We start from the raw sequence: 26,511 nt of genomic DNA, 5'->3' as shown, positions 1-26,511 counted from the left end.
GCGAATTACAATTTGATATTTTAAATTGTCAGCGTTCCTGAAATAGGATGGAAGGCGATGGCAATTCCTGCATTAGAGCACCCAACGAGAAAAACAAGAAGCTTATTTTTGCAGAATGACGTCGTTCTCTATGTTTCAGCTGACTGGCGCTCTTGAATATTCATAGGAAAGTGGAAATGTCTGTTAAGGAAGGCTTGCCGAGCGTTGATGAGCAGGCGGGTTCGCAAGTTAAAAAAAACGCAGTGACCGCGCCTCAAAAAAAAGGCGGTTCGGCGCGCTTTGTGTTGGATCTAGTCTATTATCGGGGTCGATACCCAGATCTTTCTTCAATGACCGATGAGGCATTGGAGCAGCATTGGCACACGTTCGGTTATCAAGAGGGCCGTTATGCATCAGCTTCCCACGAAAATGGTGATGCGAAGCTTGTTGCAGAAGCAGTCCTTCATGCCGCTGAAAGTGCAGTTGTGGCAGAGTCTGATGTTCCGACAGTTGAACTGGACTTCTATCTGACCTTTTACCCCGACCTCCGGGCTGGGGGCGTTGACACTCAAGCTATTGCCGAAATGCACTTCCAACGCTACGGCCGGGCGGAAGGGCGACTTCCGTCAGTCAAAGAATGGGCGAAAAAGCACGGTGTTCCTGAACAACTGATACCGAGTGGATTTAGTCTTTCTGCCGTCATTGAACGGAGCGCCAAGCGCGGTCTCGAGCTTGAGCCACAACGTATTATGGGAATCTTTCTAGGGCAAGATGTTATACCCGTTGATCTCGCCGATACGCCGCAGAAAAGCCAGGCTGTATTTTCCAAGCTGGGTGCCCATTATCTTTCGTCTCACAAGGCTCAACAGGGCCGAATTCTGCTTGAAGCAGCCCTAAGCTTGGGGCCTTGTGCAGATGCATGTGGTCGGCTAGGCGGTAGCTACATGGACGACGGCCATTTCAACATTGCTTTGCAGTATTTCGATGCTGCCGCGCAGCTACCCAACCCGCCGGTCTGGACAGCCTTCAACAGAGCGCACTGCCTGGCCAAGCTGCATCGACTGGATGAAGCGATTCAGGTACTTGCTGATGGGATTGCAGTCAATCCGAACCACCGTCCCCAGCAAGACGAACTCGAACGGCTCGCAGAGCAAAAGTGGCGCGACGTGCATGCGAAGTTAATGACTCGAGTGGATACGCTGGACCGTGAACGCTTGATCCGCGACGCTTACAGTTACGCTACTAAGGTGTATCGCGCTTTTCTTCCGGTCTTCGGCGGCCTGTCGCAAGGCCCAGCGGAGGCTTTGCCAGCGCTGCCGCCTTTGGGCGATCTGAATACTGACCGTATCTTGATCGTGGGTGATTTCCACGTGGCGCAATGCATTCGTTATCGCATTGAGCAGAAAATCGAGCAGCTAGAAGCAGTTGGCAAGCATGTGACCGCAATCAACTGGACTGAGCTCGATAAACATAAGAACGCATTGGCCTTGCACGACGTGGTGATCTTCTATCGAGTACCAGCAGTAATGCAGGTAATCAGGGCGATCGCTCAAGTCAACGCAACGGGCAAACTCAGCCTGTATGAAATCGACGATCTGCTTTTCGTACCCGAGTACCCACCATCTATCGAAAGCTATGGCGGCTATGTTTCACTGGCCACCCACCGTGAATTAACGCGTGGTATGGCTTTGTTCAATGCTGCCGCGCGACTTTGCCGCCAAGGTATTGCATCAACGGAACCGCTCCGTTTGGAGCTGGCCAAGCTGGTCAGAGAAAATAAATGTTGGCTGCATCGCAACGGCCTGGATAGCCTGAATCGAATTCGCTCCAGCGATAAATCGCACAAAAAGACCATCGACATTTTCTATGGCAGCGGTACGCAGGCACACAACACCGATTTTATCGAGCAAGCGCTGCCTGCGATTCAGCGCGTTCTCAGTGAGATACCCCAGGCTCGATTGGTTGTCGTCGGCTATCTGCGTCTACCTGCTGCATTCACTACTCAATATACCAAGCAGTTTACTCAGTTGCCCGCGATGGATAGCGTCCAAGGCTACTGGTCGCTGCTCGAGCAAGCAGATATCAATATCGCTGTACTACACGATGACAAAGTCAATGCGTGTAAAAGTGAGCTCAAATGGTTTGAAGCAGGCTGTTTTGGCATTCCGTCTGTCTTGAGCAGCACCGCCAATTATCGGGATGTTGTCAAAGATGGAGAGGACGGCTTCCTGGCTACCACGGTCGAGGAATGGTATTCCGCGCTGAAAAAACTGGCAGGGAGTCAAACTCTTCGGGAGAAGGTAGGCCAAGCTGCCCAGAGGCGGGCCGAAAGCGATTACAGCCTGCACGCGCTTGGTAGTACCTTGGCAGCTACGCTCGATGGTGTTGCAAGCGCCATTCAACAAGCCAAGCCGAAGAAGAAAATTGCGTTGGTCAACGTGTTTTTCCCTCCACAGGCCATCGGTGGTGCGACCCGGGTGGTGGCAGATAACTTCTCAGAATTCAGAAAATCTTACGCAGATGACTTCGATGTCTGTGTCTTTACAGCTGATGTAGAGTGCAGGCCGCCTCATGAGATGACGGTCTATTCCTACGAGGGCTGCCGAGTCTACCGATCAACAACGCTCTGGCGTGAACACATGGACTGGCATCCCAAAGATCCGGAGATGTATCGCCTGTTCCAGGAATTCCTTGAACTTGAGAAGCCGGATCTAATTCACTTCCACTGTGTCCAGCGATTGACTGCGTCGATCGTTGAAGCTGCACGGGATGCAGGGATTCCGTATGTTGTTACGATTCACGATGCCTGGTGGATTTCGGATTTTCAGTTCTTGGTGGACCATAATTCAAAAGTTTATCCTGATGGACATCTGGATCCCTTCCAGCCCATTGAGTTACCAACCAATATGAAGTTGGCCGATTCTATTGAGCGTCGACGAGATCTGAAAGAACTACTTCATAATGCGTCTAGAGTGTTCACGGTCTCGAACGCTTTTGCTCAAATTTATCGGCAAAATGGTATTCCTCAGATTGAGGTCATAGCCAATGGCGTCTCCAGCGAAATTATGTGGTCGCAGAAAGATACTTCTCACACAGAGCGGGTTGTGTGCGGGCATATCGGTGGAATGGCGGAGCACAAAGGCTATTACTTGTTGAAAGAAGCAGTGCTACAGAGCCAGCCTGAGAATGTTGAGCTATTGATCGTAGACCATTCAAAGGAGGAGGGCTATGAATATCAAACCCTCTGGGGGGCGGTGCCTGTGACCTTTATTGGTCGTGTAAGCCAGAAGGGGATAGTAGACCTTTATAGAAAAATTGACGTCTTGTTTGCACCCTCAATGTGGCCGGAGAGTTTCGGACTTGTTACGCGTGAAGCGGTCGCAAGCGGTTGTTGGGTGGTTGCTAGTAATATGGGTGGGATTGGTGAAGATATAGTTCAAGGCAGGAATGGATACGTTATTGAGCCAACCCAGAAAATGCTCGTAGACGCTCTGCAACACATCAGTGCTTTAGCTGGGAAACATAAGGCGGCTTCCACGACTGAGGTAAGAAGAACATCTGCAAGTCAAGCTGATGAGTTGCGGCAGATTTACCTCTCCTTTGGCGGCAAACTGGCCTCGCCTGAAGGAGTCAATGAGTGAGCTTGAAAAGCTTTTCGGCTCGAATTGGTTTTGCTGAGGATCCCGGCAGTCCCGTCAACTGCTAATCTAGGTTCTGATAGGTGAGTAATGTCCTCGATAACATTTGAATATAGCGCCAATGAAGTAGTTTTACGAGTTCCGTTGGAAGAGGCGTCCAGCGTTAGTTTCGATGGGGGTGATAATTGGCACGAGCCAATGCTTACTTCAGCTGCGGACTGTTTGTTTCAAGTCCCTATGAGCTTTTCGCTCGTTGCTGACAGGGTGCTGCTAAAAGACAACACTGGAGGGGCAGTAACCGCCGAGCCACCGCTGGAATTCGATATTCAACGTTCCCATGATATCCACTATCTTAATAAGATGGTGTTTAATTTTAGAACTAGAATTGCAGAAAAGAATGTTTTTTACCATTATCTACGCTCTTTGTTGATGTCAATGGATCGGACAAGTAAATTTTACTTGGGCGTGCTGTCCGTACTAGCATTCCGAGTTGGTGAAGATCCCATCAACCGCTCATTGGTTGGGCGCGAGATTGTTCGTATCCGAACAGAGCTGATAGATCAGAAGCCGGCAGCGCCTTTGGATCCAGTGACTCTGCGCTGGTGGATTTCTTCCGGAACAAATATAGCGCCGCTAGCTGAGTTCTATCAGCTTCGCAGTAGTGCTTATAAAATTGTCCAAGATATCTATTTGATGCGCGATGAAAGCGCTCGAGCACGCATCGTATACTGGAATACTACATCTTCGATGCTTTTGTATGCATTTTATCTATATGGAGAGGGGCGACTGGGTGAGGCATCTGAGGTATTCCTCAGCACGTTCATTACATGTCAGCGCGGTCTTTTTGAAATTTTCTCTTCAAGCAATAGAAGCATCCTTAGTCAGTACCCTGATTGTACGGCGCTTGTCGAAATTGGCCGGAATTCTTTCGCAGCACATTCCGTTCTAAGTGGCAAGAAATTTTTACCAGGGAGTACTGCTGAATACCCCGTAGACCTTGAGGGTTACTACATAGATTTCATTGGAGCTGTCCGTCGTCATGATAAATCTTTCCCACCTAAACTTGGTTACCTCATTGAGCTTAAAGACCGTCTGAATAAAGAAAAGAGTGCGCTGTTTGTAGGCTGATTCAGCATGGTGTTTGAAGTAGCTCCTTTATGGAGCTACTAGCTCTGCGTGATATTGCGTGCTCGACTGGTGCGTGATTTGTCTTGGATCGATTGAGTCGTGCCGCAGTTAATGTGTCAGTACTCGATAAAATGGTTATTATAGTTAGTTCTGGATCCTGGGGCATCGTATACATCTATTTTTTACGGTGCTCGATCAGTCTGGAGCTATATTCAACTTTAATTTTTATTGAAAAGTATTGTTTTACGGTTCTGAATTACATCAGCTGCTTTGCTTCCATGTGTGTCTTGGAGTTCGGTTGCTATTTTTTTTGCGCCAAGAAAATCCGATGTTTGGATCAGAATGTCCAGATGTTCTCTCATAAGACCGAAATCTTTCGGGTAAATTGTTAAGGCCTTGAGGCACGTGGTTTTTGCAATACTAATGTCCCCCGCCAGTCGTGAGTATTTTACCGCGCGTACATAAGAAAGTGATGGCGGTGTTTTGGGATATATTGATATTGCAAAAAACCATCGTGCTGCGGCACGCTCAGGTGTTCCTAGTTTTTCCGCGACCTCACAGTAGAGCTGCAGCGATGAGAAGCGTCTATTTGATTCATAGAGTTTAAATGCTTGATCGCTCGCTTTGTCTAGCTTTTTGTGCTTCATGTACCATTTGGTCAGAGACAGTCTCAGCGCGTCTTGATACTTCGGAATTCTTAGCCTATGACGCCTAAAAATCTGTCTTGTGGAATTGATCTGGTCTTTTCCATCAGTGATTAACTTTATAAGCTGACCCGGTATCATGCCGGCTTCTTTTAATGCTTCGCTTACTCCATGCCCACAAAACGGCATACGTAATCTATAGACATTCTTCAGGTGTCGCTCGTACTCTAAGTAATGTCTATAATCGTGAGGAAGAAGTTGATCGTAGGCAATAACGATTTCGGTGTCTTGGCAGGCATTTTTTTTGATGTCATCGCGAATGAAACTAATGGAAGCCGCTAGGCGAGCAAACCCTGAATCGAAAGAGATTTTTCTAGGGTCGATTGAAAATTGTGGACATATTGCCAAAATTTTAGTTGGGCGAAGTAACGCAGATGTGTGAATAGCCGCATATGCCCCCATAGATTGGCCATAGGCAATGGTCTCGATGTACTCTTCGGCTACCAAACGCACCTCAGCCATCATCGCTTCGATGTCAGCATACTGATACCAGTGATTTCCCCGCGGCACAATTTGTATGGAATCAAGCCCCGCTGCTCTAAGCGTTTCGCGGCTCTGCCCTCTGCGCGGCAGTTCTAGATTATGAGTAAGTTGCAAAGCGTGGAATGCAATCACTAACTGCCTAGACGGAACCTCAGACGATTTGCAGTGAAGCGCAACAAGATTATCTGACTTATAGATAATTTGGTCACGTTCAGGAAAATCTAAGGGTATTGAACTTCCTTGCATGTTGGTGGTTTTCCTACGTAATACCTACTTTCTGGCGCCACTTGAATGACGCTTCTCAGCACTGAATGGCTAGTCTTGCAGTGCGATTCGAATTTTGGGGCGAGTGTGCAGCCTAGTCTTAAGCTGCGTTTGATCCGCGGGCTGTACACTCGGTTGTAAGTTCAATGGCTCAAGCGGATAGCTCCAAGAAGATATCAGCGGACTGAGCTAGATGCGTTCCGTACCGTAACCGGATATTTTTCATCTGAGACTGGGTCTCTTCAAGAGAGCTTCATAAATTGCTGGGCGATTCGACTGGAATTTCTAATAGCGACGAGATGTTTGGCTGGGAATATATATGATTTTCGCGGCACCAAAATTGCCAGTCGTGAACCTCTGTCCAATCACTCAAGAACAAGAAGTCAATATTCTCACCGGTGGCGGCCTTATAGTCGTACTTGCTGTCGCCAAAGAAAATTGCTGGTAGTTGGATTCTCTCAGCCCCGATCTCGCGCGAAAGAATTTCTTCTTTTGTGTCGGGGCTTCCAAAAATACCCCCGTCGAAGAGTGATGCTAAGTTTCGCGCCTCAAATACTTCCCGAAGTTCTATCTGGTCCCCCCCGGAAATGATGAGCCAGCGTGCATGCTTTGTCTGTTGACGGAGCTCTTCTAGACCTGCGCATATTTTGCAGCTTAGTAGTCCGCTTTTAACATGGTCAGCATAGCTTCTAAGGAGATGATCTAGCGCATCAGTATCATTATTTTGATTAACTATTTTTTCGAGAAAGTATGCAAATTTTTTATATCTTGAGACGCCGCCATTCGCGACGTGATAATCCGCCAATAACTGGGCGGCAGTTTCTCCATAAGGCAGGGCTGCCTGGAAAAAAGCTTGAGTTTTAACTTTGTTTGAATCGAGTAGCACGCCGTCGCAGTCAAATACCAGCGTTCTATAGGCGCTTAAATCTTGTTGGATATTTTTCATAGAGTAACCAAGCCTTTTTCCAGCAAGCATTCCGCAATCGTAAAGTCTTCAGGCCAGTCGATATCATGACTAACCAATTTCCCTAATGGATGAAGATAGGGCCTCCGACCTATTCGATCGTCTAATTCTCTATATATGCTTGCATGAGCGAGGAATACACCGCTGTTCACTTCATGCACTGGAGCAAGAGTTTGTGTTCTCGGCCATTTTTCGACGCTTCTGTCGTAATTCATAGCTTCGCCATGTTGCCAGAGGAAGCCATGCAATAGATTGGTGGTCATCAACGAGTCATACCCTTCGAGCAATTTATCGTTGTGCACCTGCACTATCTCATTGTAATGATTGGCGGTGAGGAACGGCGAGGTAACGTGAGTCCACAAGATATTACCTTGGCCGATCAACTCGAGAGCGTGCGCAACCAACTGGTCAGTGCTAGTCTGGCTGGAAGACAAATCTTCTCTTCGCTTGTGAAGCTTGATCTTGCCATTCTGAAGCGATGAGGCGTAATCAAGGATACTGTCGTCATTGGTGCTGAGTACGATCGCGTCTATTGCGTCGGCTTCAAGCAGTTGATTTAACTTTATCTCGATTAAGCCGAAGTTATGGCCGCCGAAGGGTTTTATATTCTTGTTCGGAATGCGTTCGCTACCTTTGCGGCAGGGCAGAAAACAAGTTGTCTTTTCACGTTTCATTTGAGTGGCCCGTAAATGCTTTGGCTTTCAATATCATATCGGGTAGGCGTAAGGCAGAGCAGTGGGATGCTGGACGGGGTATCTTGATACTGCCTCAAAAGCTTATTGGTATCAGCGTTACGGGGATCTTCCCCTGGATAGCCGTCGAAACCGGCCATCAGGATACGTTTCGCTTTACCGGAGCTGGCAGCAGCCATGGCATACGCTACTACTAGCGAGGTCGGGATGGTGCAATGGGTATTTTCGAACGTGAAATTGTCGGGTTGTACATTAAGCCCAAAGTCGAGCACGTTTTTATGAGCGAGCGCACCCTGTACGTCCAATGGCAGCATGGAATAGGGAGTAATCAACGGTTGAGGCAGGTTGATGTGTGCCTCGCAGTCGGCCAGCAGGCGGACAGGGTGGCACGCCACTCTGACATCGATCAATTCAGCTGCGATCGAGCTCTGGGTATTCAGGGCCATGACGACCGGTTTATGTTCGCGGATGAAGTGTTCCAGTGCTTGCCGGTGGGCGGCGACCCCTGGACCTGTGCCCAGGAGCAACACGTCTTGCCCTGCAAACAGGGCTTCGGGTGCCCATTGACCAGTCGGGGAGCCACTGTAAAAGTGGCGGGCGGCATCCAGTGTATTTACGCTGAATTTCTTCCCGCCTTCATTGCGAAGGTATTCGATCACAGCAAGGATATCTTCCTCGCCAAAGCGGGAGTCACCCAGCATTTCCTGAATGTAGGTAGGGTGAATGCCATATTTACCGGCCAGGTAGTAATAGGGGTTGGTACCCCAGCCATACTTGACCTGCATGGGCTTGAAGTGCTCACGAATAAGCGTCATCAAAGGTATCAGATTGGCAGGCTTCCCGGTGCGTGCAGCAATCTCGATTGCCAGTTCTTCAGTGCGAGCGTTGCCGGGGCCTCGGCCCATGCCCGTCACTGTAGAGTCCACCCAGGTAACACCTTCCTCCATTGCGCGTAATGTATTGGACAGTGCCAAGCCCAGATTGTCATGGGTGTGGATCCCCAGCGCTCCTTGCCACTCGCTACGCAGCCATTGGATGATTTGTGCTGCCTCGTCTGGAGACATGCTCCCCATGCTGTCCGCGAAATAAAGGACGTCCAGGGGATAGTTGTTCGCCAGCCTGGCCAGCGCTTTGATTTCGCTTTCGCTACAGTTCGCTATCTGCATCAGGTTGAAGCCGACATTGAAGCCCCTTTCTTTGAGCCAGCTCGCTGCAGGTAGCGCTTCCGCAAATTCGTGTACATGGCAAGCAATACGTACCAGATCAACCGGCGATTCATTTGCTGGGTTAGGGAACAGCGATTGTAGGACCTGCTGCCCAGCGTTTTTTCCGACCAGCTCGCTGCCGTTAACCATCACCCCGATAGTCATGGATGGCGGGAGCTCCAAGGTATTCAGGAAGGCATCCGTGGTGTAGGCGCAGGCACCGCTGAAACTGGCGTTTTTCAACGAGCGAAGGCCCAGCTCAATTGTTTGAATTCCAGCAGCCTGCATGGCGGTGACGTACTGTGTAATCAGCGCCTCGGAGAAGTTCCAGTTATTGTAGTAACCACCGTCTCGTAATGTGCAATCCAGATGCTTCATGTCTTTTTATCCCTTTAATGATGAGTGATCGTATAGGCTCTTCATGAGTGATCTGGCCGGAAGCTAAGATCATGACTATAGGCCGGTGCTGCTGTCCTTGGGGCGCAATATTCTGATTCCGGAGGCAATGACAGGCCGCCATAGGGACCGGTCAGATAGTCCAGGCTCAACGCAGGATGGTAGTAGGGGTCCCGGTAAGTGACGGACCAGCGTTCTATGAATAAACGCTGCTCTCGCTGAGCACGCGCCATCTTCTCTGGCGAAGCATCTTTACCTCGGCTGGCAGATTCTGCATGGATGAGCTGTGCGAACGGGGTCCAGATGTTACGAAGACCACACTTACTAATCCGCAAGCACAAATCGACATCGTTGAAGGCGACGGGAAACGCTTGCTCATCCAAGCCTTTAACCGTTTCGAATATTTGCTTGCGCAGCAGCAGGCACGCCGCAGTAACTGCGCTCTGGCGCCTGGTAAGCTGGTTCATCCCAAGATAGCCAGCGTCGCGTTGTTCCAAAGTGTTCCCCGAATGTGCGGCGAGGCCATTGACCCCAACCACTACCCCCCCATGCTGAACCATTCGGTTGGGCCACAACAACTTGGCTCCCACCGCACCTACGCCGGGCCGCAGAGCCTGTGAAACCATCTCCTTGAGCCAGCCGCTTTCAATGATTTCAATATCGTTGTTAACCAAGCCGATCAGTTCGCCTGTTGCTTGGGTTGCGGCGCGGTTGTTGATGGTCGAATAGTTGAAAGGGTAAGGGTGTGCAAGAATCTTCACGCCACGCTGCATGAGTTCGGCGAAATAGGCCAATGTTGCTGGATCAGTGGACTGATTGTCGACCACAATAATTTCCAGCTCTGGGTAGTCTGTATTGTTCAGCAGACCTTCGATGCAGGCGTGCAGCAGTTTGTATTGGTCCCGTGTGGGGACAATCAGGCTGACACGTGGCAGTTTTTCTGGAAGCGGCCATTGCGCCCTGAAGAGGGCTGGATAATCAGGTAGGGCACTAACCTGTACACCAGGATTAAGTCGTTTGCATAACCAAGCTATCGCATCTTTTCGTGGCTCGGAAGGTAATGCTTGTTCTGGGCTGGGGCAGGCAAGGTTTGAGCGATGATAGAGAACGCGGGGCAAATGTGTAACGGATTTCCCGCATAGTTCCGTAGCCAGGACAATACCGGCAATCAGTTCGTCTCGGTTGATGGTAGACGGGTTTTTGTCTGCTTTGAGTAGGGCCAACGCGTCTTGAACAATCTCCGAAGAATATATTGCTCCATCAGAAAAAATGTCTGCGCCGATGAACAAGTCCAGGTCCCAAACTGGCTTGAACCATGGCTGGCTACGTTGCCCTTGGGGGCCGTCGCGATCACAGTCTGCATAGGCCCAAGCGCTACCATCTTTCAGCAAGCCGTGAAGCTGCACGATGGCATGTGGTGCCAGCCTGTCGCCTGCGCAGAGGGGAATGATGCTGTCGCAACCGGCTGCCAGCAACTGCTCAATCGCTAGCAGAAGATCAGATGCGCCAGCCTTTTCCAGTACATGGATGCGATCTGTTTCTGTGCCCAGGCTGGCGAGGCTCAGCTGTTCTAGCTGTGTATCACCTTTACTGATCAGCAGCACGCCGGGTTTGGCATCAGTTGACAAAGTCGCGACAGTATTGGGTTTTTGAAAAGTTTCGAACCATTGCGGGTAGTACTGCCAACCCGCGCTTTTTGGCAAGCGCGATGATTGTTCTTTCGCTAACTCCGTCACAATGCCCAGCATGGACGTGTCGTTGTTCAGTTCGAGCTGTTGCAGCAAGCCCTCCAGGCCCTCCGGGCGGCAGCGCAAGCGGACGGGGCTTCCTGACAGCGGCTGACCTAGATCATTGATTACATCTATTACGTGCAGCTTACCATCGGCCAGCTCCCACGGCAGATCGAGCGTGAAGCCATGGTCACTTGTGGCGCGATAAGCAAGGGCCTGATGGTGTGTGCTACAAGCGACTTGAGCAATGACCCTCCCGCTTTCACGGAAAGTGACCTGCACATGGCGATGCGGAGCTTGTGGGTCCCAAGACCACCCACTCACGCGCAGCCCGCCGGTATGCCAAACTTGTGAAACCACAGCGGCGGCTTCATCGCTGGGACGGCTGGGTAGCTGAATCTCACCCTCAAGCAGGAAGCCAGTATTGGCAACTCGTGCTGTTATCAGGTTGGCAGTTGTGAGCCAGCTATGGCGTAGCTGTACGGTAAAACCATGAAATTGGTCGCCATGCGCAGCAGTAGGTTCATATTGATCTGCCCTGGCCAGCGCTACACTGGCCCCATCAATGAACACTTCGATTACAGGCCGCTGGTCAGGCTGCATGATGTCCATTGCCCAACCTTGCAGCACATCCCCGTACAGGCCGGTGATGGAGCCCTGAAAAGAGCTAGGTATTAGTGGCTGCTGACCGGTCGGCCACTCGTCGAGGACGTTCTGTGTCATCAGGTTTGACTCAGTGAAAAAGGTAATTGGGCGACTGGAATTGCCCCTGCTTCGGCGGCAAGCGCGTGCGGTGGGGAATACAGGGGCAGATCGAACTGGCTGGCCAATACTGGAGCATGCCATTCAGTGGTTGGGCAAGCAGCAAGGCTTACTGCGCCATCGCACCCGGCGGCTTGTGCCGTCTCCGCCTTGCTGAATCCATTTATATCAGGCAACACGTGCACGGCACCCGTAGCGCACAAGATTTTCATCCAGGGTGTATCGTTTTTTACCAGCAGCGTGAGAGGTAAATTCTCGCGGGTGATGCGTTTGCCCACATTGACCCATTGCTCAACGATTTGCGGGTTATCCAGCGTGTCGCCGATCAGCAGCCTGCGTGGCGTGCCTTTGGCTGGAGCGGGTTGTTTACTGCGGGGCTCAATGAGAATGTTGGCTTGCGGAAATGCTTCGGCAAACGGTTTCTCCCAAGCTTTCCAGGGTAAAAGCACACTGACTGCAAAGTTGGCAAATCGCTGCCAATCATACGCCTTGTCCCTGCCCTGAACATCACAGTCACGGCGACTGATTGTGTACGGAATACCCAGCAGTGCGGGTAGATCACAGAGCTGAGTCGGGCACCCCCGGTGGTACTCAAACACGATGTCGGTTATTTGCAAGGCGCACAGATCTTTGATCAGTTGGGTAAAGCCCCCAGGCAGATCGTAGTCAAGCTCCAGGGCCAAGGGCTGGAGGGGCGCCCTCAGGGTGACCCGCATGCCATGGATGTCGCGATGCCAAATGAGGCAGAAGGCTGAATCGGATGCACTCCCGTCATGTACATGCAGGGAAGTGCTGTGTAGCAATCGCGACCGCTTGCTTTGATCCTTGCATTCGGCAAGCCGATCAAGTCGAGCACGCTGCAGCGCATTCCGGGCAGGCTTGATCGGGTCGCGCAGGCAAAATGCATTGTAGCGGGCCGAAGCTTCAGGATAGCGAAGGCGCAGAATGGCGTTGTTCTGGGCTACACGCAGCGTTTTTTCCGCCCCGAAGGAAATCCCGCCTTCATGCGCAACAAAAACATTTGGTGCGCCCATATGGCGCCAGCCGAAGCTTCGAGCGCGCAGGCACCAATCTGTTTCTTCACCATAACCGCGTGCTAAATGAACTTCATCCAGATAGCCGACCTGATCAAGCGCTGCACGTTTTATGTAAAGGCAGAAGCCACAGCCTGTTTCGATCTCGATCGGACAGGCGTTTACGTGTTGGGCCAACTCATCCAGTTCCGCCTGCTCATGTGCCGTGGGCATTACATGGCTGATTCGGCTCTGTGGGAAGCTCATCAACTCGCCATTGTTAGTGAATGGCGTGACCGAAGCGATGTCTGCACTGCTATGCGCTACGTTTCGCAAGCGGTCGAGCCAGTTGCCGTGAACCCGGGTATCGGCATTCAGCCACACCACATCCTTGCCCGGGCTCAGCGCCATCGCGCGGTTCATCGAGCGAATGAAGCCCATGTTCACAGCATTGTTCACTAATGTGATCTTGCCTTTGCCCGCCAAGACCTTCAGCGCTTTTGCCAACGCTGGAACCGGAGTGGCGTCTTCGATCACGACCAAACGATGAGGCGTGTGGTTAAGCTTTCGGGCTTTGAGCACACTGTCGATGCATTCCAACGTCTCGTGCAACCCGTTGTACACCGGGATCAGCACATCTACGTGTTTCTGCTCATTCTGAATGCTGGGCCGGGGTGGTGGCACAAACGAAGGCATTGCAAACACAGGACTACCCAGTAGTTGGGTATCGTCGGCGAAGCGGACATGCACGGCGGCCGTCGGACTGGGTACTTTTATTCGCAAGCCGCCATGGGTGGCAGATAGGCCGGCAGCGCTGAGCAGCGGGTGGGGTAGGTTGGCCACGGCATCTACCTTCACGCTGCCAGCTTCGATCTTCAATGAGGCTGGCGTCTGCAAATTACGTAGATCAATAGCCCAACCTTGCACTTCGCGCTGCTCTTCCAGGTAACGCACCACACCCACTGTGCCGGGTGCGTCATCTTGCTCTGCGAGCAGCTTGAGGACTTGCGTCAATTCCTTCGGCGAGTTGATCTCGGGCAGGTGAGCAAGAATCATACGTCGCAGGGTTGCTGGCGCCTCAGACATGCTGCGAGCCTGCCACAGCATCATGCGCAGCGAATTGTCGTTAGGTTTTTTTCGCCATGCGTCGGTCAGGTAACGGGTAGCTAGCTCCGTCTGCCCTTGTGCCAGAAGGCTGCGGCCAACCAGCGCGTTGATATCGGGACGCTCGGGCAACGCTTGAGCGGCATTGGAAAAAAATAAAAAAGCTAATCCAGGGTCTTCCGGCAGGGCCGCAATGCCTTTCCACAACTGTGCTTCCGGTCGATAGTCGGCAATATTCATAGCACGAGCGAGTACGGAAGCGGCTAGGTCCTGCTGATTGGCCTGGCGATAGCGGTGGAACAGCTGCATGAGCGTTTCGGGGACATGCTCAGGTTGTCTGGACATAGGCTTTGCTTTACTACAAAAAATAAAAGAGGGCGACCCGAAAGTCGCCCCTTTTTGCATACGACCCAGCCTTGCGGCTGGGCGTATCCTTCGCTACAGCAGGGCTAGTTACACTTGGCCGTGCAGTACAACGACGTTGTCGATGTTAGCAACAGCTTCGTTCGAACCAACGATGCCGATGGCGACGTCTGCGTGGGAAGCACCTTGCTCGATCTGAGCGGTCCAGTAGTCCTTCTCACCAGCTTCCGAAGCGCGACCCAAGGCCGACTCGTACAGCGACTCGACGAAGTCGTTGTTGGCTTTGGCGCTAGCTTCGTTGGAAGTGATGATGTCCGAAACCACGTCGGAGCGGCTTGCGCCGTTGAACAGCGAGGATACCCAGAAGTCCAGGTCCTGCTGCTCAGCATCGCGGCCGAGAACGTTGGAGTACAGCTCGCGGATGAAGTCACCGTTCGACTGGTCGAGAGTCTGAGCTTCGCTCGAGACGGCGATGGCAGCGGCTACATCAGCCAGCGAGCCGCCGTTGGCCAGCAGGTCGGTCCAGGTGCTCGCACCCGAATCGTCAGCAGCACGGCCCAGCAGAGCTTGGTACAGCTCGTTCACGTCAGCAGCGTTTTTCGCGCCGGCGTATTCGGACGAGTTCAGGAACTCGTTGGCGATGTCGGACAGCGAGGTGCCGTTGTTGACTTGAGCAACGAACGACTTGGCGCCGGTCAGGTCAGCATCGCGGTCCAGGATGCCTTGGAACAGGCGCAGGGCAGAAGCTTCTGCGTCGCTGTGAGCCAGGGCTACGGTTTCAACTTCTTCGCCATTCACGAAGCTCAGGAACTCAGCGTTGCTGATGGCAGCAGTCTGGTTACCGGTCAGGTTCACGGTGAAGTTGTTGCCGACAGCGAAGGCGTAGTCATCGCGCGAACCATCCAACTGAACAACGTCGTAGCCTTCGCCAGTGTTGACGATGTCAGCGTGGTTGCTGCCGCTCAGGATGACAGTGTCATTGCCCGAACCGGTGGTCACGTTGTTGTTGCCAGCACCAGCGATAACGACGTTGTCGCCATTGCCGGTAACGATGGTGTCGTTGCCGTCGCCAGCGTCGATCAGGGTGTTCTGGTCGCCTTTAACGGTGATTACGTCGTCACCGTTGCCGGTAGCTACTACCAGTTCGATAGCCGAGGTGTCGACTGCGGCCAGGGCAGCGAAGGCTTGAACGTCGGCAGCAGGGGCGGCAGCTTGGCCTTCCAGGTTCACGACCAGGTTGGCGTCGCTCTGCAGGTGGTAAACGCTGGCGCCAGCAGCTTCGGCAGCGGCCAGGTCCAGTACCACGGTGTCGCCTTTAACGCCTTCAACAGTGCCTTGAACGATGCTTGCAGCACCGGAAGCTGGCAGCTGAACGGTAGTGCCGGTGATACCAGCAACCGAAACGGTCTCTGCGTTATCCAGGTTCAGCAGGCTGTTGATAGCCTCGATGGTGGAGTCGGACAGGTTGGCACTTTCGGCGGTCAGAGTAGCTTGTACGTCGCTGCTCGATACGGGGTTATCGTATTGCATGGTGTATTCCTGTTACTTCAGGCCAGTTGGCCTGGTGTAATAGTAGTCTGCTCAGTTGCAGAGTTTTCCCACGGAGACTTAAGGCGGGCAGCGTTCATCTTCGTAACGGGGGTCAGGGCGATATGCAGCGCCACCAGCGGCTCGTTGCCGGTGGGGCCATGCATCATCTGATTGGCGACCAGGCGTTGTGGTTCGGCATTGCCGAACACCACAACACCAGTCAATTCGTAGTTCTTGCGCAGTGGGCCGACCAGGCTGAAACCAACACACAGCAGTGGCAGGCCCTGTGCCTTGGCACCGACGAACGTCCCCGTCGACACATTGCGACAAGGTCCCGAGCCAGCCACCATGCAGGTGTAGAGCAAATCTACGCCTACCGGTTTTTCAGCCCATTCGATGGCAAACGATTCAATGAAATCTTCAGTACCGGGTGCACCTACCCAACCCTCATTGGAGGTTACCTCACCCGACTTTTTCAGGTGGGCGGTAAGCGTGATGGGTAAGGGTTTGGCGCTGGCAGCAATGGCCTGGGCTGGCTCAGCGGTTGCGACAACGGCGTAGGTGCGCATGATGGCCGGCGAGGTGTCTATGCGGTCGATGCGAAGGTCGATTGGGTCGATCACTTCGTCGAACATGTGGTATTCGGTGATCAGAACGGTGGTCACGCCACCTTTGACCCGAGCCACGATGGTATCGCCCAGCTTGGTCAGCATGTTTTTGCTGACGCCCTCGGCGGGGAAGAAGTCGATGGAGCCTTTGCCCAATGGCGCTTGCTGTAGCGCGATGCACACGGGCTTGTCGGCAGGGGGCTGCGAGGCGTAGCGGAAGATGTACATGCCCGGCTCGAGCAGTGTAACCCGGGAACTGATTTTCAGGCCGTCAAGGGTCTGCGAAGGCATAGACATGGCGTTGTTAAGCTCCTTTTAAGCAAAAACACTGGTAGCTAACTTGCTCAAACCCGTGCGTGCACTAAACGGCCGGTTAAGGCTCCCTGCGAGTGGCGAAGATGCCGTCAGAGGGAAAGGTTGTCAACCAAGAATCCTAAAAAAAAATTCATATCCGGCCGGAACTTAGCGTTACTCCTAACAGTCACGATGCTTCCTTTTTAATACTTGACATAAACAATAGGAATAAAAATCGATGCTAAAAACCCGAGTAAAATCAGTAGCCTGGCGTAGGGCGGGCGAAAAAATTCTCATGGCGAGGATTTTTTGACAGGCGCTTCGTAGGCGTGTGTGGGGTGTTAGCCGTTTGTCGCCTTATGTTGCAGCGCGCGAAAGGTGGACGTTTCCAGCAAGATTCTTTAGCAAAATTTCATGAATAACGCGACTCATCGGGGAACGAGCCGGTTTCCGGACAATCTGAGAGCCAGACGTGCCTATGCGGGTGTTACACTGCCTGCCGCTTCCGCCTCCTCAGTATGGATACCATGAGTTCACATTCCGAAAATAACCTGCAAGCCGCCCTCAGAGCCTGCAAAAGCAGCTTCCTTTCGGTCGGTTTCTTCAGCTTCTTCGTCAATGCGCTGATGCTGGTTCCCACCTTTTACATGATTCAGGTATCGGGCCGGGTTGTGCCCTCCGGCAGTGCTTCTACCTTGTTGATGCTCACCTTGATTCTGACCTTCCTGTTGCTGACTTTGGGGTCGCTGGAGTGGGTGCGGTCGCGGATCATGGTCCGTATCAGCAATCGGCTAGACGTGCTGCTAAGCCGCGATGTTTACCGGGCGAGCTTCAAGCGGGCTCTCAACAGTGGCGGAGGAGATGCTACTGCGCAGTCGTTGAATGACCTCACGGCGTTGCGCCAGTTCTTCACCGGTGCTGGCATTTTCGCTTTTTTCGATGCGCCATGGTTTCCCATTTACACGGCGATAATGTTCTTGTTCCACCCATGGTTTGGCTGGATGACCTTAGGATGCGGCGCTGTCTTGACCGTGTTCGCGGTGGCCAACCATCGGGTGACCGGTCAAGCCTTGGCTTCGGCGAACAAGGAGAACGTAGCCTCTAACGTGATAACGTCCAAAACCCTGCGAAATGCCGAAGTGATCGAGTCCATGGGTATGCTCGAAACGCTTATGAATCGCTGGGCCAAACGGCAGCGTAAGGTAATGCTGTTGCAATCGCAGGCAAGCGATAAAGGCGGCGCGATTAGCTCAGCCTCCAAAATGTTCCGTACCTGGTCGCAGTCCGCCATGCTGGCGATCGGGGCCTACCTCGTGATTACTCATGAAATCAACCCAGGCCTCTTGATGGCGGGTTCGCTGTTGCTCGGTCGTGCGTTGTCGCCTATCGATCAGATGATCAGTAGCTGGAAGGGCTTCGTTGCAGCAAAAGTACAATATGATCGGCTAAGCAAGGTGATGGACGACCTCAAAAAGGAACCAGAGCGCATGCCGCTACCGGCTCCAGAAGGTCACGTTCAGGTCGAAAACCTCATCGTCGCCCCACCAGGCGCCAAAGCCCCGGTGCTGCGCAGCATCAGCTTCGTTACTCCCGCTGGCTCCATCGTTGGCATCGTCGGCCCGAGCGCAGCCGGTAAGTCCACGTTGGTGCGGGCATTGATGGGTATCTGGCCACCACAGCATGGTGTGGTACGCCTTGATGGCGCCGATATCTCCACCTGGGACAAACAAGCCCTCGGCCCGTATGTGGGCTACCTGCCGCAGGACATAGAGCTGTTCGAGGGTAGCATCAGCGAGAACATCGCGCGCTTTGACAAGGTAGACCCAGACAAGGTGGTGCAGGCCGCGCAAATGGCGGGTGTGCATGAAATGATTCTGATGCTGCCGGATGGCTATGACACGGTCATCGGCAGCGACGGGGTAAACCTGTCGGGCGGCCAGCGTCAGCGTATCGGCCTGGCGCGCGCCATTTATGGCAACCCGCGCCTCATCGTGCTCGACGAGCCCAACTCCAATCTTGATGATGTAGGCGAGCGCGCGCTGGGGGTAGCCCTGCAAAAGCTCAAGGAAACTGGCGCGACGGTGTTCATTGTCTCGCACCGTCCCAATATCCTTACACGCCTGGACCGTATTCTGGTCATGGCCGGTGGCACTATTTCGATGTATGGCGAGCGTGATCGCGTTATTGCCGAGCTGGCTGCACAGCAAGCCAAGCTTCAGCGTGGCGCCCAGGCAGCGGGCGCGTCGGCGCCTGCTAACCCGCCCGCCGCACCCTCTGCGCCCCCGGCAGCTGCACCTGCCCCTACCAGCACCGGTGCTTGAAAGGATTTCTAGATGAGCAGTAAAGCGATCACAGCGTTCGACCACAATTTTGATGACCTGCCCACCTCGGACCGCGGCATCCGCCGCATCGGGTTGACCATCGTCTTTGTCACCTTCGGCATTTTCGGTACCTGGGCGGCTTTCGCCCCTTTGAGCAACGCAGTGCACGGCACTGGCGTGGTCACCGTGCAGAACTACCGCAAGACCGTGCAGCACCTGGAAGGCGGTATCGTCAAAGAGCTGCATGCCCGGGATGGTGACCTGGTGAACAAAGGTGACCCGCTGATAGTGCTGGACGAGTCACAGCTCAGCGCTGAATACGAGTCCACCCGTAACCAGCTTATCGTTGCACGCTATAAAGAGGCACGCCTGCGCGCCGAGCGCGACGGCCTGGCGTCGATCCCGGCGGTGACGATGGAGGGCACCGACTCTGGTCGTGCCCAGGAAGCGTTGGCCGGTGAGCAGCAAGTGTTCAAGGCGCGCCATGATTCCTTGCAGGGCGAAATTTCTGTCAACCGCGAGCGCATCCAGCAAATGCAGCAGCAGATTGCTGGCTTGAACGACATGATTCGCACCAAGACAGGTCTGGAGAAGTCGTATTCCGGTGAAATCAAGCAACTGAAAGAGTTGTTGGCAGAGGGGTTCGTCGACAACCAGCGGTTGCTGGAGCAGGAGCGTAAGCTTGACATGCTCAAGACCGAAGTGGCTGACCACCAGTCCAGCATCACCAAGACCAAGTTGCAGATTGGCGAGACCGAACTGCAAATCGTGCAATTGAAGAAGAAGTTCGATGCCGATGTTGCCAAGGAGCTTTCCGACGTACAGGCTCAGGTGTTCGACCTGCAGGAAAAGGAAGCAGCGCTTCGCGACCGCCTTTCCCGCGTAGTTATCCGTGCCCCTGAAAGCGGCATGGTGCTGGATATGAAGGTGCACACCATTGGCGGTGTCGTCAGTGCCGCAACGCCTCTGTTGGATATCGTGCCAGCGCAGTCCGAGCTTGTAGTAGAAGCCAAAGTAGCCCCGCGGGATATTGACCGGCTGGAATTGGGCAAAACTGCGGACGTCCGCTTCTCGGCTTTCAACCAGGCCACTACGCCGATCATCGAGGGTAAGCTGACGCGCATTTCGGCGGACAGCCTGGTTGATGAGCGCTCGGGCGATCAGTACTACCTGGTGCGCGTTAAAGTCACCGAAGACGGCATGAAGAAACTGGCCGGTCGCAAGCTGCAACCTGGCATGCCGGCCGAAGTCTTGATCAATGCAGGCGACCGCACCATGCTGCAATACCTGCTGAAACCGGCGCGCAACATGTTCGCTGAATCGCTGATTGAGGAATGATCGTGCTGCGTTTGCTACCGGGAGTAATGATGTGCATGGTCGCCTGGCAGGCGGTGGCCGTAGAGGGGAGGGGTGGCGAAGGCGTTGCTCCGAAGGGCGTGTCGGCTTCTACTTATGCGTTGGACCTGGCCGGGTTGTACCGGGAGGCGCGCCTTGAAGACCCGCGGGTGTTGGCGGCTTACGCACGGGCGCGCTCTGCGAGTGAGCAGCAGCGTGCCGCGCTGGGTGGGTTGTTGCCCCAGGTGTCGGCCAATGCCAACTCCAGCCGCATTCTGCGAAAGAACGAACTCGATCGGGCCATCTACAACACCGAAACCTATTCGCTCAGCTTGACCCAGTATCTGTACAACAAGCCGGCGTGGGAGCGTTATCAGAAGTCCAAGAGCCTCAAGGCACAGAAGGGGTATGAGGCGGAGGATACCCTGGCGGAGGCCACGGTCGACCTGGCCAAGCGCTACTTCGTAGCGCTGGCGGCAGACGACGAGTTGGCCCTGGTCCAGGCGGAGCGCCGGGCCACCCAGAAAAACCTGGACCGCGTCAGTAGCATGTTCGACCGGCAAATGGCCAAGATCACCGACAAGCTGGATATGCAGGCGCGAGTAGACTTTTTGCTTGCGCAGGAAGTGGAAGCGCGCAACCAGGTGCAGGTCAGCCGCGAGGCGTTGGCCGAGATTGTCGGGCGCCCGATTACCGAGCCGCTTAGCCGGGTTCGTAATGACGTAGCGTTGCAGGCGCCTACCCGCCCCTTGCAAAACTGGGTCACTCAGGCTATCGAAACCAATCCGATGCTCAAATCTTTCCAAAGTGGAGCAGAGGCAGCCACAGCGGCGGTGCGCGAAGGCAAGGGTGAGCACTATCCGCAGTTGGGCCTGAGTTTGACTGCGCAGCAGAACGACCAAGGTTATGACAACACCCAAACGCCGCGCAGTGACAGCTATGTAGCGTCGCTGGGGTTGAAAATTCCGATCTACAGCGGGGGTTCCACCTCTGCTCGTGTGCGTGGGCTGTACGATGATCAGCTGGCAGCTGAGGAGCAGCTGGAGGGCGTGCGCCGCCAGGTGGTCAAGGAAACTACCACTGCCTACCTGACCGCGCAGGCCGCTGTCGAGAAGATCCGCGCCAACCGCAATGCATTGTCATCGGCGCAGCAGTCCAGCCTGGCGGCGCAGAAGGCATTTTCTTTCGGCGTGGTCAACGCCGTGGATGTGCTGACCGCGGTGCAGAACGAATTCAAGGCCCGGCGCGACTTGCTGAAAACCCAGTACGACTTCATCACCAACCTGTTTCTGCTGAACCGCTGGGCAGGGGAGTTGACCGAGGAAAGCGTCAACAATGTCAACGTTTGGCTTAGCCCGGTGCCTGAAACCAGCCTGCCGGGTGGTGATGTGGCGCGGGTCAATGCGCGCGGCTGATTGAGCGCTGGGCGGCAGGCGGTGGTCGGCACGGGCCCCGCCTTCCGTTTCAGACCTTTCCTACACGCTAGAGGCTGGCAAGCCTTTGCCCGGGTACTTATCCTTCACCTCATCTACTAGGTCGTTCACCCGTTGCACCCTGCCCAAGGCACCGGCCGGCAAGCCGATACAGCACAACCGGCCACGCGGTTATTTTGCAAGTCGAGTCCTCCGTCCGACCTATGTATACTTCCGCATTGAATCTTTACACGCACGGCAGGAACGGCCCGCGTGGTTCCATTATTTATCCATGCCCGCACGGCACTATCGGAGTTGGTTAAGTCGCATGAAAGCAATCGTTACTGGGATCACTGGTCAAGACGGCGCCTACCTGGCGGAACTGCTGCTGGAAAAGGGTTACACCGTTTACGGCACCTACCGTCGCACCAGCTCGGTCAACTTCTGGCGCATCGAGGAGTTGGGTATCCATACCAACCCTAACCTGCACCTGGTCGAATACGACCTCACCGACCTGTCGGCCAGCATCCGTTTGCTGCAAACCACCGAGGCCACCGAGGTATACAACCTCGCCGCGCAAAGCTTTGTGGGTGTGTCGTTCGAGCAACCGCTGACCACCGCCGAAATCACCGGCCTGGGTGCGGTCAACCTGCTCGAAGCCATTCGTATCGTTAACCCCAAGGCGCGCTTCTACCAGGCTTCCACCTCGGAAATGTTCGGCAAGGTGCAGGAAATTCCGCAGGTCGAAACCACCCCCTTCTACCCGCGCAGCCCTTACGGTGTGGCCAAGCTCTACGCTCACTGGATGACCATCAACTACCGTGAGTCGTACAACATCTTCGCCACCAGCGGCATCCTGTTCAACCACGAGTCGCCACTGCGTGGCCGTGAGTTCGTGACCCGCAAGATCACCGACTCGGTAGCCAAGATCAAGCTGGGCCTGCTGGACAAGCTGGAGCTTGGTAACCTCGACGCCAAACGTGACTGGGGCTTCGCCAAGGAATACGTTGAGGGCATGTGGCGCATGCTGCAGGCTGCCGAACCGGATACCTTCGTGCTCGCCACCAACCGTACCGAAACCGTACGCGACTTCGTTACCATGGCCTTCAAGGCAGTCGGTATTGAAATCAAGTGGAGCGGCAAAGACGAAGCAGAGCAGGGCAGCTGCGCTGCAACCGGTAAGGTACTGGTTGTCATCAACCCGAAATTCTACCGCCCAGCCGAAGTCGAACTGCTTATCGGCAACCCGGAAAAGGCCAAGAACGTGCTGGGCTGGGAGCCCAAGACCAGCCTCGAAGAGCTGTGCCGCATGATGGTCGAAGCCGACCTGCGTCGTAACGAACAAGGGTTCTCGTTCTGATGCAAATGGCCAGCAAACGCGCACTCATCACAGGTATACACGGGTTCACCGGCCGCTACATGGCGGCAGAACTACGAGCTGCTGGCTATGAAGTTTTCGGCACTGGCAGCCAGCCCCTGCAGGCCCCTGACTACCGTCAGGCCGACCTTGCCGATGGGCCTGGGTTACGCGCGTTGCTGGCCGAACTGCAGCCGGATGTCATCGTCCATCTGGCTGCCATTGCTTTTGTAGGGCATGGTGCTGCCGACGCGTTCTATCAGGTCAACCTGATAGGTACGCGCAACCTGCTCGAAGCTATTGCGGCCTGCGGCAAAACACCTGAGTGTGTGTTGCTTGCCAGCAGTGCCAATGTTTACGGCAACGTTTCCGAAGGGCTGCTGAACGAGCAGACGCTGCCGGCGCCCGCCAATGATTACGCGGTCAGCAAACTGGCCATGGAATACATGGCCAGGCTGTGGTGTGATCGGCTGCCTATCGTTATCGCGCGGCCCTTCAATTACACCGGTGTTGGGCAGGCAGACAACTTCCTGCTACCCAAGATCGTCTCGCACTTTCGCCGCAAGGCCGAAGTGATCGAGCTTGGCAACCTGGATGTCTGGCGCGACTTCAGTGACGTGCGCGCGGTTGTCCAGGCCTATCGTGGCTTGATCGAAGCACGGCCGGTCGGGCAGGCGATCAATGTCAGCTCTGGTACAACCCATTCGTTGCGCGAAGTGCTCGGCAAGTGCTCGGCTATCACGGGGCACCAACTCGAGGTACAGGTGAATCCGGCGTTTGTCCGCGCTAACGAGGTCAAAACCCTGTGTGGTGACAACGCAAAGCTGCGGGCCTTGCTACCTGGCTGGGAAACTCCGTCGCTGGATGAAACGCTGGGTTGGATGCTTGCAAATCAATGAAGCTCATTCTTTCAGTCGAGCCAATTCGCTTCCCGCTGACTGGCATTGGGCGCTACACATTCGAGCTGGCCTCCCGGCTGCAGCAAAATCAAGAGATTGAAGACCTACGGTTTTTTGCCGGTCGCAGTTTTTTGCCGGCCTTGCCTAAGCCTGCCGATCAGTCAGATGCGGTTCACGGGCTAAAGCGCTTAGTGCAAAAGAACGCTCTGGCAGTCGAGGCTTACCGGCGGCTGATGCCCTATCTGCGTAAGCGAGCATTGTCTGGCCATGAGGGGTCTATCTACCACAGTCCCAATTATTATCTGCCACCTTTCGGCGGGCGGAGTGTGGCCACGTTCCATGACCTTTCCCCATTCACCTGGGCACACTGTCATGCACCGCAAATTGCCCGCTACCTGCAGAAAGAGCTGGAACTTACGCTCAAGCGTGCTGATGCATTGATCACGGACTCACATTACACCCGGCAAGAACTGGCTGATTATTTTGCCTGGCCTATCGAGCGTATCCATACGGTACCGTTGGCAAGCTCACCAGGGTTTCACCCGCGCAGCACAGAAGCCCTGCGCGAGGCCTTGGCCCGCCATGGCCTGCAACCGGGCGGCTATAGCCTGTTCGTCGGCACCATCGAGCCGCGCAAGAACATCGTCTCGCTACTGGATGCCTACAGTCGTCTGCCGCTCGCCCTGCGCCAACGCTGGCCGTTGATTCTTACCGGTTACCATGGTTGGCGCAGCGAAGCCATTCATGACCGTATCGCCCAGGCGCAGCAGCAGGGGTGGGCACGCTACCTCGGGTTCGTGGCCAGCGCAGACCTGCCTTTGCTGTTCGCCGGCGCGCGCCTGTTCACCTTCCCGTCGCATTACGAAGGGTTTGGCTTGCCGGTGCTCGAAGCCATGAGCTCCGGTGTGCCCGTGGTGTGCTCCAACAGCTCGTCGCTGCCTGAGGTGGCAGGCCCGGCTGCGCTGATGTGCGCACCTGATAATGTTGAAGGGTTGACTGCATTGTTGCAGCAAGGGCTTGAGGACGAAGCCTGGCGGGCAACGGCGGTGCAGCAGGGCCTGTTGCATGCCGGCGGCTTCTCGTGGGAGCGCTGTGCCCAGGCAACGGTCGAGGTTTACAAGTCGGTCAGGGAAAGATGATAAAGGTTCTGCATTTTTTCAAAACGTACTACCCGGACTCCATGGGCGGTATCGAGCAGGTAATCTTCCAGATTGCCGAAGGGACTCAAGCCCACGGCGTTGAACCTGAAGTGCTCTACCTCAGCCCACGGGGCTCAGGGCGTGACGAACGCGTGGCCAACCACCGCACCCATCGGGCCAAGCTGGATTTGCACGTCGCCTCCACGGGCTTTTCGCTGTCGGCAATGAAGGATTTTGCCGAACTCGCCAGGCAGGCAGACATCGTGCATTACCACTTCCCCTGGCCGTACATGGATGTTGTGCACTTCCTGGCCCGGCTGAACAAACCGACCGTGGTCAGCTACCACTCCGATATCGTCAAGCAAAAGTGGCTGCTCAAGCTCTACCAGCCTTTGATGCGGCGGTTCTTTTCCAGCGTTGATCGTATAGTTGCATCTTCGCCGAATTATGCCGCGCATAGCCCGGTGCTGACCCAGTTCAAAGACAAGGTCGCCATAATTCCCTATGGTCTGGACCGGTCCACTTACCCCGCCGCCAGTGCCGAGAAGCTGGCCTATTGGCGGCAACGCCTGGGCGAGCGTTTTTTCCTGTTCGTTGGCGCCTTGCGCTATTACAAGGGCCTGGATTATTTGCTGGAAGCCGCGCGTATCAACGGCTTGCCGGTGGTGATCATGGGGTGCGGCTTCCTTGAGCATCAGCTGAAGCAGCAGGCAGCGGAGGCGGGGTTGCACAACGTCCAGTTCCTGGGCGGGCTGCCGGATGACGACAAGGCGGCGTTGCTTGAACTGTGCTACGCCTTCGCTTTCCCGTCCCACCTGCGTTCGGAGTCGTTCGGCATCTCGCTGCTGGAGGCGGCCATGTATGGCAAACCGCTTATCTCCTGCGAAATGGGATCGGGCACAACGTTCATCAACCTGGCCGACGAGACGGGGCTGGTAGTGCCTCCACGCGATGCCGCAGCGCTGGCGCAAGCCATGCAACGGTTGTGGGACGATCCGGCCATGGCCCAAACCATGGGAGGGCGGGCGTTGCAGCGCTATGAGCAGGTATTCACCGCATCGGCCATGGCGTCTGGCTATGCCGAACTCTATCGTAGCCTGCTTTAGCTGTTCACCCGCGCAGCCAAGCAGCAAGTCCGTTAGGCCATTGCGGCACCCAAGCGTGTTGTACGGTGGTGGGTCGGGCAGTGGT

Annotated in this window: 17 protein-coding genes; 9 read left to right on the top strand and 8 right to left on the bottom strand. The window is 54.6% G+C overall.

Annotated elements, in window-relative coordinates:
* The first annotated feature begins 176 nt into the window (after positions 1-176).
* Entirely contained in the window at positions 177-3,620 is a 3,444-nt protein-coding gene (locus EGJ22_RS13720) for a glycosyltransferase (RefSeq protein ID WP_125920291.1), read from the top strand.
* Between the two features lie 87 nt (positions 3,621-3,707).
* The gene (locus EGJ22_RS13715; RefSeq protein WP_125855012.1) at positions 3,708-4,745 is read left to right on the top strand and encodes a hypothetical protein; all 1,038 of its coding nucleotides are present in this window, start codon (positions 3,708-3,710) and stop codon (positions 4,743-4,745) included.
* A gap of 218 nt (positions 4,746-4,963) precedes the next feature.
* Here the strand turns inward: EGJ22_RS13715 and EGJ22_RS13710 are convergent, their stop codons facing one another.
* The 8 genes from EGJ22_RS13710 to EGJ22_RS13675 form a co-directional block, all read right to left on the bottom strand.
* On the bottom strand, positions 4,964-6,178 hold the full coding sequence (locus tag EGJ22_RS13710) for an alpha/beta hydrolase (RefSeq protein WP_125855013.1): 1,215 nt from the start codon (positions 6,176-6,178) through the stop codon (positions 4,964-4,966).
* 271 nt (positions 6,179-6,449) lie between these two features.
* Positions 6,450-7,172, bottom strand: a complete 723-nt coding sequence (locus EGJ22_RS13705) for an HAD family hydrolase (RefSeq protein ID WP_223809646.1) — start codon at positions 7,170-7,172, stop codon at positions 6,450-6,452.
* Positions 7,139-7,834, bottom strand: coding sequence for an acylneuraminate cytidylyltransferase family protein (locus tag EGJ22_RS13700; RefSeq protein WP_125855015.1), 696 nt, complete (start codon positions 7,832-7,834; stop codon positions 7,139-7,141). Before EGJ22_RS13700 ends, EGJ22_RS13705 begins: the two co-directional genes overlap by 34 nt.
* Positions 7,831-9,435: an aldolase catalytic domain-containing protein gene (locus EGJ22_RS13695; protein WP_125920290.1), complete on the bottom strand. Its 1,605-nt coding sequence runs from the start codon at positions 9,433-9,435 to the stop codon at positions 7,831-7,833. The genes EGJ22_RS13700 and EGJ22_RS13695 overlap by 4 nt, the downstream gene beginning before the upstream one ends.
* A gap of 41 nt (positions 9,436-9,476) precedes the next feature.
* Positions 9,477-11,906, bottom strand: coding sequence for a glycosyltransferase (locus tag EGJ22_RS13690; protein WP_125855017.1), 2,430 nt, complete (start codon positions 11,904-11,906; stop codon positions 9,477-9,479).
* Positions 11,906-14,371, bottom strand: coding sequence for a glycosyltransferase family 2 protein (locus EGJ22_RS13685; protein WP_125855024.1), 2,466 nt, complete (start codon positions 14,369-14,371; stop codon positions 11,906-11,908). Before EGJ22_RS13685 ends, EGJ22_RS13690 begins: the two co-directional genes overlap by 1 nt.
* A 144-nt stretch (positions 14,372-14,515) precedes the next feature.
* Positions 14,516-15,955: a DUF4214 domain-containing protein gene (locus tag EGJ22_RS13680; RefSeq protein WP_125855018.1), complete on the bottom strand. Its 1,440-nt coding sequence runs from the start codon at positions 15,953-15,955 to the stop codon at positions 14,516-14,518.
* A gap of 17 nt (positions 15,956-15,972) precedes the next feature.
* A complete protein-coding gene (locus EGJ22_RS13675; protein WP_125920298.1) occupies positions 15,973-16,854 on the bottom strand; it encodes a hypothetical protein in 882 nt (293 codons plus the stop codon).
* 530 nt (positions 16,855-17,384) lie between these two features.
* Here EGJ22_RS13675 and EGJ22_RS13670 point away from each other — a divergent pair.
* From EGJ22_RS13670 to EGJ22_RS13640, 7 genes are all read left to right on the top strand, one after another.
* Positions 17,385-19,178, top strand: coding sequence for a type I secretion system permease/ATPase (locus EGJ22_RS13670; RefSeq protein ID WP_125855019.1), 1,794 nt, complete (start codon positions 17,385-17,387; stop codon positions 19,176-19,178).
* A 12-nt stretch (positions 19,179-19,190) separates the two neighbouring features.
* Entirely contained in the window at positions 19,191-20,516 is a 1,326-nt protein-coding gene (locus tag EGJ22_RS13665) for an HlyD family type I secretion periplasmic adaptor subunit (protein ID WP_125855020.1), read from the top strand.
* Between the two features lie 29 nt (positions 20,517-20,545).
* Entirely contained in the window at positions 20,546-21,928 is a 1,383-nt protein-coding gene (locus EGJ22_RS13660) for a TolC family outer membrane protein (RefSeq protein WP_370593818.1), read from the top strand.
* Positions 21,929-22,253: 325 nt separating this feature from the next.
* The gene (gene gmd, locus EGJ22_RS13655; RefSeq protein WP_009685964.1) at positions 22,254-23,285 is read left to right on the top strand and encodes a GDP-mannose 4,6-dehydratase; all 1,032 of its coding nucleotides are present in this window, start codon (positions 22,254-22,256) and stop codon (positions 23,283-23,285) included.
* Positions 23,285-24,181, top strand: coding sequence for a GDP-mannose 4,6-dehydratase (locus EGJ22_RS13650; protein WP_125920289.1), 897 nt, complete (start codon positions 23,285-23,287; stop codon positions 24,179-24,181). The genes gmd and EGJ22_RS13650 overlap by 1 nt, the downstream gene beginning before the upstream one ends.
* A complete protein-coding gene (locus EGJ22_RS13645; RefSeq protein WP_125920297.1) occupies positions 24,178-25,320 on the top strand; it encodes a glycosyltransferase family 1 protein in 1,143 nt (380 codons plus the stop codon). Before EGJ22_RS13650 ends, EGJ22_RS13645 begins: the two co-directional genes overlap by 4 nt.
* Positions 25,317-26,426: a glycosyltransferase family 4 protein gene (locus tag EGJ22_RS13640; protein WP_125920288.1), complete on the top strand. Its 1,110-nt coding sequence runs from the start codon at positions 25,317-25,319 to the stop codon at positions 26,424-26,426. Before EGJ22_RS13645 ends, EGJ22_RS13640 begins: the two co-directional genes overlap by 4 nt.
* The last annotated feature ends 85 nt before the right edge of the window (positions 26,427-26,511 follow it).

It is taken from the genome of Pseudomonas sp. p99-361 (genome assembly GCF_003935475.1).
Classification (GTDB): domain Bacteria; phylum Pseudomonadota; class Gammaproteobacteria; order Pseudomonadales; family Pseudomonadaceae; genus Aquipseudomonas; species Aquipseudomonas juntendi.
The sequence above is the reverse complement of the archived record's forward strand: the minus strand, read 5'-3'. Positions and strand labels throughout refer to the sequence as shown.